Below are 16,627 nucleotides of genomic sequence, written 5' to 3'. Positions count from 1 at the left end.
TTTGTAATCTTCTTGGGCGTTCAGCACTAAGGGCAGAAATACCGCACATAATAAAATCTTTTTCATAATGTTAAAGTTTATAGATGTTAAGTTGTGAAATTGTGAAGTTGTAAAAAAGTTTAAAGTTCAAGGAGCTGAAGCTGTTCAAGGTTCTATGTTTAAGGTTTAAGGGATAGGTACGCTTATTCAACCTTGAATATTTGAACTTTAAACCTTGAACTCTTGAACCAATAAGAAAACGCCTTTCCCCTCTAAACACACACAAAACGAGAGGAAAGGCTAAGACAGAACGGGCAAAATACCCCTTCTGTATGCTAGAAGCCCCTAACCCAAACAACCAATTTAACTTATGAAAAAGATGGACTTCTAGCGGGTATTTATGAAAACAAAACTTAGCGTATGCCAAACGCCAAATGCCCCCAACGAAGATTGGCGGAACATTATTTATAATTGATGATAAAAATCTAAAGAATTTTTTATATAATACGACGCGTACGCGGGTAACTCCTTGTGTGTGTGTGTGTGTGTGTGTGTGTGTGTGTTTACAAAATTATTTGAGATAGCCAAATAATTTTGCAACTTTTTTTCACTTTTTTGTATGTAGCTGGTATCGTGTCGCATAAACTGGGGACAAGTATATAAACATTTTTTTAGATATGCAAATATCTGTTGCAAATAATTAAACTCTTTGCTTTTGCTCAATTAAAATATCCTGCTTACTTTTGTGGCTCCATAAGAGATTTTAATGAAACCTTTACATAGAATTTTAAGCTTTGCCAAACCACACCAAAAGTACCTTTGGGGTAGTATGTTTTTCAATATTTTGTACTCTATCCTCCAGATATTTTCGGTGCTTTCTATGCTCCCCGTTCTAAGGATTATCCTAAAACTAGATAAAATAGACACTACTAGAGAGCCCATCTACAATGGTAACATCGGCAGTTATTTTGGCTACCTAAAAGATTTAGTTTACTACAAAATACAAGTATATAACGATATTTATGGCGGCAGCACCGTGCTGGCGTGGGTGTGCGTAATTACAGGCGTGGCGTTTTTGCTTCGTAATATCTCTAGATACCTTGGGTCTTTTCTCCTTGTAAACTACCGTGTGGGGATTACTAAAGATTTAAGAAGTGCCATCTATCACAAGTTCCTAAAGCTCCCCGTATCGTTCTTTACAGAACAAAGAAAAGGCGATATGATGTCTAGAATCTCTAACGATGTGGGAGCGGTAGAAGGCGGTATTATGGGAGCCTTAGTAGATATTGTGAATGCCCCGTTTATGATTGTCTTTTCGCTCACCGCCTTGTTTTTACTAGACGCCCAGCTTACGCTGTTTTCGCTCATCGTTTTCCCTGTAATGGGGGGGCTCATCTCGTGGGTGGGCAAAAGTCTAAAAAGACAAGCCAACTCGGCACAAGAAGAACTGGGCAACTTATTCTCCTTAGTAGACGAAACTTTAAAATCTTCCAAAGTCATCAAAATCTTTAATGCGGATAAAATCCTAAAGAAAAGATTTGACACCACCACCAATCTTTGGCAAAAATACGCCATAGGTATGAGCCGAAGACGAGAGCTCGCCTCTCCAATGAGTGAGTTTCTAGGCTCCATCACAATGTTGCTTATCGCGTGGTTTTCGGGCATCAGCGTTATCAACGGGACGAATAACGACCCAGCGACCTTTCTTATTTTCTTAGGGATTTTCTACCAAATCCTTGCACCTGCCAAACAACTGTCTAACGCCGTATCGTCTATACAAAGCGGAATGGCAAGTCTGGAGAGAGTTTCGGAAGTCCTAGATTATGATTTAAAGGTGGAAGAAACGGCTAATCCTATCGCTATCCAAAACCTCAACCACAGCATTGAGTTTAAGAACATCAGCTTTTTCTACGACCAAGACCATAAGATTCTGGAAAACTTTTCTATGTCTTTACCAAAAGGGAAAACCGTGGCATTGGTGGGACAGTCTGGGAGTGGTAAAACTACCGTCGCCAACCTCTTGGCAAGGTTCTACGATGTCAATAACGGGAGTATAGAGGTAGATGGCAACAACATCAAAGATTTAAAACTAAAAGACTACCGAGGACTGCTTGGAATGGTTACACAAGAGTCGGTATTGTTTAACGATACAGTCTATAATAATATCTTAATGGGTAAACCAGATGCTTCCAAAGAAGAAGTCATCGCTGCGGCTAAAATAGCCAACGCACACCAATTTATAGAACACCTATCCGAAGGGTACAACACCAATATAGGCGATGATGGCAATAAATTATCAGGAGGACAAAAGCAAAGAATATCCATCGCAAGAGCGGTACTCAAAAATCCACCCGTGATGATTTTAGATGAAGCTACCTCTGCCCTAGACACCGAAAGTGAAAGAGCCGTACAAGATGCCTTAGACAAAATGATGGAGAACAGAACTTCGCTCATCATTGCCCACCGACTTTCCACCATACAAAAAGCCGACTTAATCCTAGTAATGGAAAAAGGCAAGGTGATAGAACAAGGCAACCACAACGACTTAATGGCTAGAAATGGCGTTTACAAAAAGCTAGTAGAGCTACAAAACTTTGATTAAATCTCCTTAACATTGGTAAGCCAAGTTGATTTTCTTTTGTAAGATTAAATAAAAAGCCTTAGTTTTGCAAAGAAAGTGCTATGCCTATACAAGACAAAATTGTAGAATCTGCCATCACTTTCGATGATGTGCTTTTAGTACCGTCCTTTTCTGAGGTACTTCCCAATCAAGTTTCACTTAAATCTCGTCTTACCGACAAAATCACGCTGAATGTGCCTATCGTTTCCGCAGCAATGGATACCGTTACCGAATCCGACTTAGCTATTGCTTTAGCTCGTGTGGGTGGTTTAGGGTTTATCCATAAAAATATGCCGATAGAGGAACAAGCCGCTCAAGTCAATAAGGTAAAACGCTCCGAAAACGGAATGATAGCCGACCCTGTAACGCTTTCTAAAGACTACACTCTAAGAGAAGCCAAAGAACTGATGTCTAGATATAAAATATCTGGTCTGCCTGTGGTAGATGAAAGCAATACGCTTATAGGCATCATTACCAATAGAGATGTAAAATACCAAGAAAACTTGGATATGAAGGTGGAAGAGCTGATGACGAAAGATAATCTAGTAACTTCGGACAAGAATACCACTCTTGAAACGGCTAAAAATATCCTTCTAGAAAACAGAGTAGAGAAGCTCCCTATCGTTGATGAAAACTTTAAACTCGTAGGGCTTATCACCATTAAAGATATAGACAATCAACTAGAATACCCTCACGCCAATAAGGACAAAAACGGCAGACTTATCGTAGGTGCGGGTGTAGGCGTAGGCGAAGATACGATGGAGCGTGTAACCGCCTTAGTTAAAGCTGGAGTGGATATTATCGCCATAGATTCTGCACACGGACATTCTAAAGGGGTCTTAGACAAAATAAAGGAAATCCGACAAGCCTTCCCAGACCTAGACATCGTGGGTGGAAATATCGTAACCGCAGAAGCTGCCAAAGACCTCATCGAGGCTGGTGCTAATGTTCTAAAGGTGGGTGTAGGTCCAGGTTCTATCTGTACCACGAGAGTGGTGGCTGGTGTAGGTGTACCTCAACTTTCGGCAATCTATAATGTATATGAGTACGCTCAATCTAAAAATGTTGCCGTAATCGCAGATGGCGGGATTAAACTTTCTGGCGACATCGTGAAGGCTATCGCAAGTGGTGCTAATGCAGTAATGTTAGGCTCTCTATTCGCTGGAACCGATGAAGCCCCAGGTGAGGAAATTATTTTCCAAGGAAGAAAATTCAAATCTTACCAAGGTATGGGTAGCTTAGCTGCGATGAAGAGAGGCGGTAAAGAGCGTTATTTCCAAAGCGAAGCGAAAAAATTTGTACCCGAAGGCATAGAAGGTAGAGTGCCACACAAAGGTAAGTTAGAAGATGTGGTATTCCAGCTCACAGGTGGACTAAGAGCAGGTATGGGATACTGCGGTGCGAAAGATATTAAATCGCTCCAAACCGATTCTAAAATGGTAAAAATAACAGGTAACGGTCTTAAAGAATCTCACCCTCACGATGTGATTATTACTCAAGAAGCTCCTAACTACTCCTTGTAATCATAAAAGTAAAAAAGCGATAATCAAGTTTTGATTATCGCTTTTTTTATATTTAACTAAAATTAAATCTCAATTCAATCTACTTCGTTTCTCTTCTTTGAGCATCTAGCACCGCTATTGTGGCTAAATTTACAATTTCATCTACACTAGAACGCATTTGTAGTACGTGTACAGGTTGTTTCAGTCCCATAAGGATAGGTCCTATGGTTTGTGCCACGCGCATTCCTCGTATGATTTTATATGAAATATTAGCCGACTCCAAATTCGGGAAAATAAACACATTGGCTGGGGTATCTCCTAATTTAGAAAACGGATAATCTGCTAGGTGGTCAGAGTTCATCGCAAAATCCGGCTGAATTTCCCCATCTACCACCATATTAGGATATTTCTTATGTAAAATCTCTACCGCTTTAGCTACCTTTTGGGAAGTCTCGGAAATACTAGAGAAATTCTCGTAAGACAACATCGCTATTCTTGGCTCTATGGCAAAAGATTTCACGGTAAGCTCCGACATTTTAGCAATATTAACTAAATCTTCCGCTGTAGGGTTTTTGTTGATGGAAGTATCCGCAAAAAATCTCGGCTTTTTCCCTGAAAGTATCATCATCATAGAAGCTACCTTGTCCACACCTGGCTCTTTTTCTATCACTTCCAAAACAGGCTTCAGTACAGAAGAATAATTCTTTGAGAAACCAACAATCAGGGCATCAGTATCACCGTGTTTCAGCATTAAAGGTCCGAAATAATCTCTGTTTCTCACAAACCTTTTGGCTTTATACTCGTTGATTCCTTTTCTGTTGCGTAGTTTCCAAAGGGTTTCTCGGTACTTTCTTCTGTTCTCTTGCTGCTCCTCATCGTTAGGGTCTACAATCTTGACATTAAGCTCTATACCGAACTCCTTCATCTTCTCTTTGATGAGCTTTTTATCTCCCAATAAAATAGGCTCTGCAATGCCTTCTTCGTAAAGGATTTGTGCCGCTTTAATCACATTATATTCTTCCCCATTGCCTAGTGCTACCCTCTTAGGATTAGAACGAGCCCTATTCTGCATCATTCTGATGAGTTTTTCATCTTTGCCCATTCTGTCTAAAAGGTGGTTTTCGTAGGCTTCAAAATCTTCTATGCTTTTCCTAGCAATACCACTCTCCATAGCAGCCTTTGCTACCGCCACAGACACTCTAGTTATCAATCTATTATCAAAAGGTTTCGGAATAAAATAATCTCTACTGAAGTTCAGTCCTTTAAGGTTGTAAGCCAAAATAACCGCTTCTGGCACTGGCTCTTTTGCTAAATCTGCAATGGCTTTTACAGCAGCGAGTTTCATTGCCTCGTTTATCCCTTTCGCCTGAACATCTAATGCTCCACGGAAAATGTACGGAAAGCCCAAAACATTGTTCACCTGATTAGGATAATCGCTTCGTCCTGTTGCCATAATTACATCACTTCTAGTAGCTTTAGCCAAATTGTAGTCTATCTCTGGCGTTGGGTTTGCCAAACCGAATACAATAGGATTTTCTGCCATAGAACTCAACATTTCTGCCGACATCACATCGCCTTTGGATAGCCCTACAAAAACATCGGCTCCTTTAAGAGCATCTTCTAAAGTTTCTAAATCGGTTTCGGCTACAAAGTCTAGTTTTTCAGGCGTTAAGTTTTGTCTTTTGTGATTGATAACGCCCTTGCTATCGCACATCAAGATATTTTCTTTTCTAAGCCCTAGCTCCATATAAAGTTTGGTACACGCTATGGCTGCCGCTCCTGCCCCATTTACCACGAGTTTTACTTCTTCTATCTTCTTCCCTGCCAACTCTAGTGCGTTGATGAGTGCTGCCGCAGAAATGATTGCCGTCCCGTGCTGGTCGTCGTGCATTAGCGGAATATCCAGCTCTTCCTTTAACCTTTGCTCTATATAGAATGCCTCTGGAGCTTTGATGTCTTCTAGGTTGATACCACCAAAAGTTGGGGCTATCGCTTTTACAATCTGAATGAATTTATCTGGGTCTTTCTCGTCTATTTCAATATCAAATACATTGATGTCTGCAAAGATTTTAAATAGCAACCCTTTGCCTTCCATCACGGGTTTAGAAGCCTCTGCACCTATATCTCCTAAGCCTAAAACGGCTGTTCCGTTAGAAATTACTGCTACTAGATTGCTCTTCCCGGTGTATTCGTAAGCCATTGCAGGGTCTTTTTCTATCTCAAGGCAAGGCTCTGCCACCCCTGGTGAATACGCCAAACTTAAATCTCTCTGTGAGGAGTGTGGTTTTGATGGGATTACTTCTATTTTACCTTTAGGCTCTGCTCTATGATAATCTAAAGCGGCTTGTCTAAAGTTTTTTTCGTCTCTATTGGTTTTACTTGACATATAAATCGCTATATAATTAAGTTTAAATTTCTAGTATGTATTTTTTGTGATAATTTACCAAACTTTCTATGGGTCTTTGCACGATAGTCCCTACCCTAAGATTGAGTTCTGCCGCTGCTGCCCTTAAAGAATCTTCATACACATAAGCTATGGAGCCTATAAAATTAATTTCTGCCTCTTTGGCTTCCTTGTAAGGTAATACGTGATAGTCTAAGAAATTCTTCATTTCGTCAAAGACCAAATTTTGTAGATAGGGGTGCAGCTTTCTTTCGGCAATGAACTGATTAAAACTGGCTAAATAGGCATTAGCTCTAGGGTTATGATACATATTTTTAAGCGCCTCTTCTATACTTAGGTTATAGGTATCTACAAAATCCTGATGCAAATCGGCAGGGAGCTTCTTCATAAAAAATCGTCTTAAAAGGTGCTTCCCTAAAGCACTGCCACTCCCCTCATCACCGATTAAAAACCCTAAGGAGGGCAAATCGCTTCTCACATTTGTCCCATCAAAATAGCAAGAGTTGGAGCCTGTACCCAAAATACAAACAATGGCAGGTACGCCTCTATAAGCGGCATAGGCTGCTGCTGTAAGGTCTTCGCTCACTACTATTTTCGCATTGGTAAATACCTTTTTTAGCTGCTGCTCTACCACCGCCTTATTCTCTGCAATGCCACACCCCGAGCCATAAAAGAATACTTGGGTAACGCTGGACTGAAGTTGGCTTAAATCCTGATTTTTCATAATTTCTTTCGGAATTAAATCAATCTGAATGATATTAGGATTAAAACCAATGGTTTCTGTCTTGAGTTTGAAACTTCCGTTGGGGTTAAGAATTACCCAATCACATTTTGTGGAACCTCCGTCTACGATAGCAATCATATTATAATAAAATTGACGGGCTAAATTAGGAAATATATTTTAAAACGCACTGAACCTTACAAGAAATTCTGTCAAACAGAATAAATTGATATTTGACTTAGTAATAAAAATTGGTAGGATACAAAACCATCAATTACTACTCCAAAAATCAAACAAGAGATAGAAGCCCCAACCTAACTACCTGCCGCTAAGCCACACACTTGCTAACGGCTGATTTTCCCTCTGTACTCGTACGACATTTTTAACCTTTTTGTTTCTAATAAGTATCCTAAAATATGGGAATTTACCATTTATTGATAAATCTTTTCCATTGTTACCTTTTCTAAATTTAATTATTTCGAATTGCTCTGGATTAAACTTATGTAAAAATGTTATAGGTACTCCCATCCCCCCATCATAGTCCAAAGGAATATCTTCTGTTTTATCTACATTGATACCATCATAATTATCATATTTTGGATATTTATTTTCATTCCCGAAATACGTTTTTGTTAGTTTAATATCTTCGTGTCTTTTAAAATTGTCTAAATTGGTTAACCATAAACAATTATTTGGAGATACGATTCTATTTCCAAAATCATCTATTCTAGCTTCTGTACCATATAATTCATAGTGTTCTGGTACAATAAAGCCAGAGATTCCTCTGCCAAGATTTATTCCTAGCCAAGCTTTATTTTCTTTAATTAACTTAAAAATTTCCTTATAAGTGATGGCATTTATATTCCCAATAATTAGAAATTTTTTATTGTATTTAATCAATTGCTCCACAAATTCTCTAAATAGGGAAAAAGGAGGATTAGTAACAACAATATCAGCCTGTTTTAATAACTCTATACTTTCAGAGCTACGAAAGTCACCATCTCCCTTAAATGATTTTACTTCAATTGGTTTATTCTGTCCTAAATATTCAAAGAAAAATCCATTCTTCACATTGGTTGCGCTAAACAAATCTGTTTCTTGCCTCTGGTAGCAGGCCGTTATCAATCTTCTAAGTCCTAATTCTTTAAAGTTTGAAGCAAAGTATTTGTAGAAATTACTTACTCTTGGGTCATCACAATTACAATAAACCACTTTATCTTGAAAATGGCTTTTGTAATGTTGTAATTCACTTTCTATATCACAAAGCTGTGTATAAAACTCATCACTTTTAGATTTTTTTGCTTTTTGTAATAATTTATTTGTTGCGTTTCTTGCCACTATTCTTTGCTTATTTATTTTTGGTAATTTGATTAAATAAATCGCTCCCTAATACCTTAAGAGAGGTTTTTGAAATTGTAAGCATAATATCAAACATCTCCTTATTATCCCACTTTTCTCCTTTTCCTTGTGTATAAATAGATGTTGCTTGGAGCATAATTGTTTTATCCTTGTGTTTAATAAATTTATTTACACATAAATTGGTGTTAATAGGCATTCCGTAATTTGCAGCAGTTAGCCTATCCAATCTGTTTAATATCCCTGAATTGTATTCAAGTCTTACTATTCTTCCATCTGGTCTTTCAATTGACACAGTTTCTGTTAAAAAATTAGAGCCTTCTAAAAACAAAACATAAGGAAAATGAGATTCTAAAAGCATAAAATTGGCTATTTCTGATATATTCTTATGCGATCTTTCTATCGCATTTCCTGCCGCCATCAAATCCTGATTATTAGCCTTACCAACCAACCTTCCTTTCCTAATATTTTCTATATCTTTACCCTGATGTTTAGCTTCTGACACTAAAATTATCCTCCAATTGCCATTATCATCTTTCACTTCAATTATTCCTCCATCGGGTTTAACGCTTGAATTTGGAACAAAGAGGGTCTGCCCTAGCTCTCCATCAATTTTTCTTAACGCCTTGTTTATTTCTTCTTTTCGTATGCTTGTTTTATATTGAAATGTTAGCTGTGGGTATTCTTCTTCAAGTTGCTTAATCACGAGATGCGATATTTCACCAACTGTTAAATCGTGTAATTTTGCTTTTTCACCAAAAATACCAACTACTCCTTGAGACTTTTTATGTTGAACTGTCAATCTTGTTGATTGGTTCTTCTTAGCCATTATTATTTTATTTGTTATGTTCTACAAAAATACAAATTTATCTTTTATAGGAAAGGTTTAGGCTTATCAACAATCATTTACCTTACACTTTCGCCCCGAAAAATCCCAAAGGGAAGCCCACTCTCGCCTATCGTCTCCAAAACGGGCTTTGATGCTAGGGGAAGGTGGGGTAAGCCCAAGGGCTTATTGAGGCTCTCGGTGGGGTCTTAGTAGAAGTGGACTTGGTGGTTGAGCTAAAACTCTTCGTAGATAACGGCAAAATTGGGGTTCGTAACGTACTCCTCTGGGTCTTTAACCTCGTACACTTCCTAAAAAACCAACACAACTTTCTAAAAGACCAACTCTAGTAGGCTAAAGACCCCGTACACTTCCTAAAAAACCAACACAACTTTCTGAAAAACCAACTCTAGTAGGCTAAAGACCTCGTACACTTTCCAAAAAACCAAGTCAGCCTCGCTAATTACGAGGCTGACTTGATTTTTTAGGAACTCAAAATTATTCTTTAGGAGCCGCAGCTTTGTCTGCCCTTCTGCCACGACTAGCGAAAAACTGTGCCAGCTCTCTCTGCTTGGCTTCGTAGCCTGGCGCCGAAGTCCCTACCATAAAATTGGTATAGGCATAATCTACCAAGGCGTCTTGATAGTTATCATAATCGTGGAGGGTTCTGGCATTTTTAAGGTTTTGTAGCAGCGTTTCTAGCCTGTCTATAATGTTGGTGAGATGGGTACGGCTGCTAAAGTCTTTATCAAACTCTGCCCAATCTACCTGTGGTGTCTGTAAGCTAGGCATACTTTTGTGAAAATCATTCACTCGATTAACGAAGAGCTTGTTTTGCTCATTGATGCTACCGTACCTCTTGCGGTCTTCCGAGGTTAGATTTACATTTACTTCTGCCAGTTCTGCCTCTAGTTTGGCTAATGCTTCTACCACCTTAGCTACTTTGTCTTCGCTTAGATGGCTGTTTCTTAAGTTACTTAAACTCATAATTCATTAGATTTTTAGGTTAATGGCCGATGGGGTCTTTCGCTGTTTGCCACCAGCTTTTACTTTTTTATACTTTGCCTTAATGGAGATAAGGCGTGGCTAATATAATAAATAATAAACATTAAAAGGAGCAAAAATGCTCCTTTTTTCTTAAACTCCCTTAATGAAATTGGCTACTAAAGACCTTGGATAAGCCCTGTATCTTCTTTTTTATCTTTATTCAAAAGGTTCGGGGTTTCTTTTGCTAGGCGGTTTTTAGTTGGGATTTTGTAGTTTATAGAAAGTCCGAAGCTACGGCTGTCCCACTTATTAAAGAGTACAACATTGGGCGTTTGTGCTAGAGAACGCACCTGCATTCTTTGTCCGTTTAAAATATCATTAGCAAATACCGAAACACTCAAACGGTCGTGCATAAACTTCTTGGAAAGCGTAAGGTCTAGCGTGTTCATAAACGGTTTATCGGCTACAAAATAGTAGTAGTTTCCGTTTGGTGTAAGGTATCCAAAATTAGCTACTAGCTTGATATCTTTCGGAAGTATAAACTGCGACATCAGGTTCAAAATCCAAAATCCTTTGGTTTTCACTTCTGGAATTTCGTGTTTTTGGTAGCCCGCATAGAGGTACATAAAGTTGATTTTGTCTGGGTTAAAATTCATCTTCATTACCTCGCTTAACGGTTTATGGAATAGCATAAACGGCAACGGAAGCCCTACATTAAAGTTGTGGATTCTAAATTGTGGTAAATTATCCTGACGATGAACAACCGCATCTCCCTGACGAATAATCATCTGAATGAGCTGATTTTTAGCCACGCTTACATTATAGCCGATAAAGGCATAGTCAAACGCAGAAAGTTTAGCTTCATAGTTGTCAAAAATCGTCGGTTGGAGTTCGGGATTACCCGTCGTCCAAAGGTTTCCGTTAGCAAAGGTATTGTTGTTAGGGTTAAGGGCAGAAATGCTAGGCAGCGTAATTTTTTTGTTATAGTTTAAAGCAAAATAAACCTGCTTACCAAAGTTGTACTGCACACTTGCATTGGGGAAAAACCTAAACTGATTAAAAGGGATTAGTTGTTTATTAGACTTTGTAGTTGCATTGTAAGCCTCTCCTGAAATATCGTAATCTTCGGCACGAGTTCCTGCTATGAAATCAAATTTCCCTAAAGTGGCTTGTAACTCTACATAAGACGAGGCGGTTTGCCTTTGATAATCTAAATTGGTAATACCTCCAGATTGGGTATTAAAATTCAGTTTCTCGTACAACCCACCAAAACTGATTTTACCTTCATCTAAAATATTTATCGGTTGAGAGTAATCTACCTTAAAAGTAGAAATTCTAGCATCTGATAAATTGTTTAATATCAACTGATTTCTTCCAACTCCATTAAGCATTTGATTTTCCTGCTGAAATTTATTATCATTCTTGTTGAATGAAAATTTAAAATCTAATTTTTTATTTTTATCATCAAATTTCTTCTGATAAGTGGTGATAAACTCGTGTCTATTTCCCAGTGAATTGGTTTCGTCTAATCTTTCGTAAGGTGCTCCTGAAAAAACACCAGTACTATTTACTCTAGCATCATTGTTATTATGGTTAAGGTCGTAATTTAACAATAATCTATCTTGACCAATATCAAAAGTCATTGCCGCTTTAATAAAAGAACCACGCCCCCAGCGGTCGGTAAATACAGAGGTAATATTATCGGTATTCCCTCTAAGTAGAGATTCTCTGTAATTTTGCCCCACATTAAGCTGCCAGCCAAACCATTTATTTTTAGCGTTAAGTAAAACGGAGTTATTAGTTCGGCTGCGTACTTTTTCTTCATTGGTAAAAGAGTAATTGCCAGAATAAGTAGCTGTAAGGTAGTTTTTAGCTGTTTTGGAAGTGATAATATTAAGGATTGCTCCTCCAGAAGTTGCAGGAAATTCTGCCCCTGGTTGTGTGATAATCTCTATTCGTTCTATAGAATTGGCTGGCATACCTTCTAGAAAGGCATTCAGTTCGTTACTGGAAATATTCAGCGGTCTGCCGTCCATAAAGACCTCTAGCATTTTACCTTGATAAAGCATACCTGCTACATCAGATGACACAAGCCCCGGTAATTTTTTTATCCCATCTAAAGCTGTCCCTGAATTAAGTTGAGGCTGTTCCGAAAAATCAAAAATTGTTCTATCTGCTTTTTGTTCTACCGCCTTTTTGGTTTTGGTGATGGTAACTTCTTCTATTTTTTTCTCCTTTGAGCCACCTTTCTCCTGTGCCATCACATAAAATGAACTCACTAAAGATAACAGAATTAATTGTTTTTTCATTATGTTATATTTTATAGCATAGTAGGTCGTAAATCGTTTACTTTTGTTACATTTTGTAAAAAATTCTGCTAGATTTTTTACATCTTTTAATTATTAAAGTTAAATTTGCCACTTTATGAAACAGCATCTACTGAAACAAAAACAAATTCTATTCTTTATTATAGCAGGTGGTTTGAGCGCTATAGTAGAGATAGGTTCTTTTAAGTTGTTTAGTATTATTATCCCACAATGGTTGCCCTTAGAACTGGATTTTATGGGCGTGCATTACCCTTTGAGCAATATTTTGTCTACTAGTAGTGGCATTATTACCAACTATTTCTTGAGTATTTGGTTTGTATTTCAGAGGGGCAAACATTCTAAGAAGAGAGAGTTCGCTTACTTTATGGGGGTTTCTGTTTTTTCTACTTTTTTGAGTCTTATATTCTTCCAAGTTTTCTTTTGGTGGGTTTTTGAAAGTTATCTTAAACTATGGTTCTTTACCTTCAGCCGAGAAATACTTAGCAAAGCATCAGCCATCGCTCTGGTATCTATACTCAACTATAGTGTGAAAAAACGAGTGGTATTCAACGGATAAAATTTTCAAAATTATGGTGGCACTGGTTTATCTATGGCGTTTATGGTTTGTGATACTAAACATTGTTCTAGTGCTAATACTAGGACCTTGGGTTTATCTTTTTTCATTTAGAAAGGGGCACTACAAAATTTGTTATTTTTTTATTAGACTTTGGGCGTTAGGCGTATTCTATGGTATGGGCTTTAGATACGAGTTGATTAAAAAAACTTCAAAAAGTCTTAATCCTAACATACAATACATCGTAATTGCCAACCATACTTCTGTGATTGATGTTATGCTGATGGTTATCTTATTACCTAATCACCCTATTTGTTTTGTAGGAAAAAAAGAGTTGGTAAAAATCCCCATTTTCGGAACTATTTACAAGAGAGTGGCGGTGATGGTGGACAGAAACAGCCCGAAAAGCAGAGCCGAAGTGTACACAAGGTCTGCCGAAAGAATGAGAAGTGGACAAAATATGGTGATTTTCCCTGAAGGTGGCGTTCCTGATGACACAAGCATTGTTCTAGACGATTTTAAGAACGGAGCCTTCTCCCTAGCGGTGGAACATAGTATGCCACTAGCTATATTTACGTTCATCGGGCTTAAGGAAATGTTCCCTTTTGATAATTCTAAAGGTTATCCTGGTAAAATAAAAGTATTCTTGAATGAGATTGTTGATAATCCTATAACCTATAATGTAGAGGAACTTAAAGTAAAGGCACATCAACTTATCAAAAACACACTAGAAGAAAACACTCTATAATATAAAATAATAAATTATCTTTGCTCTTATAATTTTTAACAATGGAACAAAATACAGCACAAACCAAATGGTCTCAATTTATATCCCTAATTATTGTATTCTTCTTTTGGGGATTTGTAGCCGCAAGTAACGATATTCTTATTCCTGTTTTTAAGAAGAGTTTTACTCTTTCTCAGGTGCAGTCTCAACTAGTCGCGTGGGCATTCTATGCTGCTTATTTCATAGGTTCGGTTATATTTTTCATCATTTCTTTGTTTAGTGATATTTTGCAAAAATTTGGCTATAAAAAGACCTTAGCCTTCGGGTTGGTAATTTCTGCGATTGGTGCCTTTTTGTTTGTACCAGCAGCTAGTAATCATAGTTTTGGGTTCTTTTTAACAGCTTTGTTTATTGTAGGATTAGGATTTTCTGTTCAACAGATTGTTGCCAATCCTCTCGCTATTAAAATGGGAAGCCCCGAAACTGGTGCTCACAGACTAACCTTAGCAGGAGGCATCAACTCTTTGGGAACTACCATCGGTCCTATTTTATTAGGATTAGCTCTTTTTGGAACGGAAGGCAACGGAGATACTAGCCTAAACCTCAACGATGTTAAATTACCGTTTATCATACTTGGTATTGCTTTTATACTCGTGGCGGTATTTATGCTATTTTCTAAAATAGAAGACCCTGCTAAAGACCTCACTTCAGATGAAGTAGATAACACAGATAAAGACTCCTCTTTCAATATATTTAATTATCCACAACTATTATTGGGAATGCTTGCCATTTTCATTTATGTAGGTGTTGAGGTTTCTATTATTAGTAATTTACCTGCTTTATTACACACTGCAGAATTTGGTAATGTTTTAGAACATAATATTGCTCCTTTTGTATCGCTCTATTGGGGTAGCTTGATGATTGGGAGATGGAATGGAGGCATCAATGTTTTCAATACCTCGTCTTCTACTAATTTAGCTTTAAAATTTATTGTACCATTTGTAGCATTCGGAATTATTTTAGGTGCTAACCATCTAAGTGGAAAGGATATTTCTGCATTTTACATTTACCCTATTTGGATTTTGATTTTTATCGTTATGAGTTTCCTAGGTGGCAAAAACGCAGGAAAAACACTAATGATTTTTGGCGTAGCTGGTGCAGTAATGATGATTTTAGGCTTATTTTACCCAGACAAAGAAATTGCCAAATATTTCTTTATTTCAGGTGGATTATTTTGTTCTATTATGTGGCCTTCTATTTTTGACTTGGCAATCGCAGGGCTTGGTAAAAACACAGGTAAAGCCTCTTCGTTCTTGGTAATGATGATTCTAGGAGGAGGTGTTATCCCTCTGATACAAGGGTGGGTTTGCGACCACGACCTTACTTCTCCAAACGGAATTTTAGGAATGACTTATACGCATTTCTCGTACATTATTCCTGTAATATGCTTCAGCTACTTGGCATTTTATGGTTTTATCACTCCTAAAATTCTTAAAAAGAAAGGCGTTATTCTTTCTGAAAGTTCTAGTAATGCACACTAGTGATTTACATAAAAAGAAAAGATTTTGGGCAGGCGTTTTGTTTGCCCAATTTGTTTTATTCTATATTTTCTCCAAAATTGCTTTAGCCGTTAAATTCTTCAACTCTTTTTTTGAACTAAAAAAAGAAATACATCAATATCTTTCATCTTTGTTTCCTTTTTCTATTGGTGATGTGTTATACATTGTTTTATTTATAGCTCTCGTTTATAGCTTAGTTCTAAGATTTAGAAAGAAAAAACAACCATTACTAAAACTATTAGTAGGAGTTAATATATTCTATTTCATCTATCAAAGTTTTTGGGGAATGACTTATTTTCAACCACCAATAATAAATCTTTTGCCCAAAGAAGAACCTAGTATTAACGAAGCTAAAACTCTCGCTATTAAATACCTCAACTTATGCAAAGAAAGTAGAATGCAGGTTTCCGAAGATTCTAACAGGGTTTTTAAAATAAAAAATTTAAGTATGGTAACCTCTGAAATTCTTAATCAACAGAGGCAACTTCCTTTAGGCTTAAACTCTAAAATAACAACTGATATATCCAACTTCAAACCTAGTATTTTTTCTTTTATAATGAATGATACAGGTATTTTAGGGTATTACAACCCCTTTTCTACAGAAGCTCAATATAACCCTAATCTTCCTGACACTTATTTGCCATTCACTCTAGCCCACGAAAGTGCCCACCAGCTAGGTTACGCAAGGGAGCAAGAAGCTAATTTCATAGGTTATCTCATAGGAATAAATAGTGATAATACCGAACTGAAATACAGCACTCAATATTTTGTCCTCAAGAGTTTGCTTAATTCGTTAGTAGATGCAGAACCTCAATTTGTTGAAAAAATTCTTAGTGAATATTCCGACGGAATGAGACAAGACCAAGCTTATGAGAAAGATTTCATAAATAAACATACAGGACTCGTTTCTGATTTTTTTGGATTAACTAACCACTTATTTCTTAAATCTAATCAACAAGAAGGTAGAGTTACTTATTCTTACTTTATTGAACTTTTAATCAAATACGAGCGAACTTCTGTAACTAGTTAAAAAGAACATAGCGCACTGTATAAAAAAAGAAGGGTC

The 16,627-nt window shown here is 37.3% G+C and carries 12 protein-coding genes; 6 read left to right on the top strand and 6 right to left on the bottom strand.

Features of this window, described 5'->3' with window-relative positions; genetic code table 11:
* Window positions 1-745: 745 nt before the first annotated feature.
* Both D1003_RS03475 and guaB read left to right on the top strand, forming a co-directional pair.
* Window positions 746-2,581 carry an ABC transporter ATP-binding protein gene (locus tag D1003_RS03475; protein WP_153935742.1) on the top strand — a complete coding sequence of 612 codons (1,836 nt, stop codon included), beginning with the start codon at window positions 746-748 and terminating at the stop codon, window positions 2,579-2,581.
* An 80-nt stretch (window positions 2,582-2,661) separates the two neighbouring features.
* On the top strand, window positions 2,662-4,122 hold the full coding sequence (gene guaB / locus D1003_RS03470) for an IMP dehydrogenase (protein ID WP_052911637.1): 1,461 nt from the start codon (window positions 2,662-2,664) through the stop codon (window positions 4,120-4,122).
* Window positions 4,123-4,201: 79 nt separating this feature from the next.
* Here guaB and D1003_RS03465 read toward each other — a convergent pair whose 3' ends face one another.
* From D1003_RS03465 to D1003_RS03440, 6 genes are all read right to left on the bottom strand, one after another.
* A complete protein-coding gene (locus D1003_RS03465; RefSeq protein WP_153935741.1) occupies window positions 4,202-6,487 on the bottom strand; it encodes an NADP-dependent malic enzyme in 2,286 nt (761 codons plus the stop codon).
* Window positions 6,488-6,509: 22 nt separating this feature from the next.
* Complete coding sequence (locus tag D1003_RS03460; protein WP_153935740.1) at window positions 6,510-7,367, bottom strand: BadF/BadG/BcrA/BcrD ATPase family protein; 858 nt, start codon at window positions 7,365-7,367, stop codon at window positions 6,510-6,512.
* A 177-nt stretch (window positions 7,368-7,544) separates the two neighbouring features.
* A complete protein-coding gene (locus tag D1003_RS03455; protein ID WP_252339411.1) occupies window positions 7,545-8,564 on the bottom strand; it encodes an adenine-specific methyltransferase EcoRI family protein in 1,020 nt (339 codons plus the stop codon).
* A gap of 10 nt (window positions 8,565-8,574) precedes the next feature.
* Window positions 8,575-9,411 carry an EcoRI family type II restriction endonuclease gene (locus D1003_RS03450; RefSeq protein ID WP_153935739.1) on the bottom strand — a complete coding sequence of 279 codons (837 nt, stop codon included), beginning with the start codon at window positions 9,409-9,411 and terminating at the stop codon, window positions 8,575-8,577.
* Window positions 9,412-9,906: 495 nt separating this feature from the next.
* A complete protein-coding gene (locus tag D1003_RS03445) occupies window positions 9,907-10,395 on the bottom strand; it encodes a hypothetical protein (protein WP_004916652.1) in 489 nt (162 codons plus the stop codon).
* A gap of 176 nt (window positions 10,396-10,571) precedes the next feature.
* Window positions 10,572-12,704, bottom strand: a complete 2,133-nt coding sequence (locus D1003_RS03440; protein ID WP_153935738.1) for an outer membrane beta-barrel family protein — start codon at window positions 12,702-12,704, stop codon at window positions 10,572-10,574.
* A 115-nt stretch (window positions 12,705-12,819) separates the two neighbouring features.
* Between D1003_RS03440 and D1003_RS03435 the strand changes: the two genes are divergently transcribed.
* Genes D1003_RS03435 through D1003_RS03420 form a run of 4 tightly spaced genes read left to right on the top strand, consistent with a single transcriptional unit; the run spans window position 12,820 to window position 16,591 of the window.
* On the top strand, window positions 12,820-13,278 hold the full coding sequence (locus D1003_RS03435) for a GtrA family protein (protein WP_153935737.1): 459 nt from the start codon (window positions 12,820-12,822) through the stop codon (window positions 13,276-13,278).
* A 13-nt stretch (window positions 13,279-13,291) separates the two neighbouring features.
* Window positions 13,292-14,023, top strand: a complete 732-nt coding sequence (locus D1003_RS03430; protein ID WP_153935736.1) for a 1-acyl-sn-glycerol-3-phosphate acyltransferase — start codon at window positions 13,292-13,294, stop codon at window positions 14,021-14,023.
* 41 nt (window positions 14,024-14,064) lie between these two features.
* Window positions 14,065-15,543 (top strand): MFS transporter, encoded by a 1,479-nt coding sequence (locus D1003_RS03425; RefSeq protein WP_153935735.1) that lies wholly within the window; start codon window positions 14,065-14,067, stop codon window positions 15,541-15,543.
* Window positions 15,533-16,591 (top strand): DUF3810 domain-containing protein, encoded by a 1,059-nt coding sequence (locus D1003_RS03420; protein ID WP_153935734.1) that lies wholly within the window; start codon window positions 15,533-15,535, stop codon window positions 16,589-16,591. Before D1003_RS03425 ends, D1003_RS03420 begins: the two co-directional genes overlap by 11 nt.
* Window positions 16,592-16,627: the final 36 nt, after the last annotated feature.

It is taken from the genome of Riemerella anatipestifer (genome assembly GCF_009663465.1).
Classification (GTDB): domain Bacteria; phylum Bacteroidota; class Bacteroidia; order Flavobacteriales; family Weeksellaceae; genus Riemerella; species Riemerella anatipestifer_C.
This window is presented reverse-complemented; position numbering and strand designations above follow the sequence as displayed.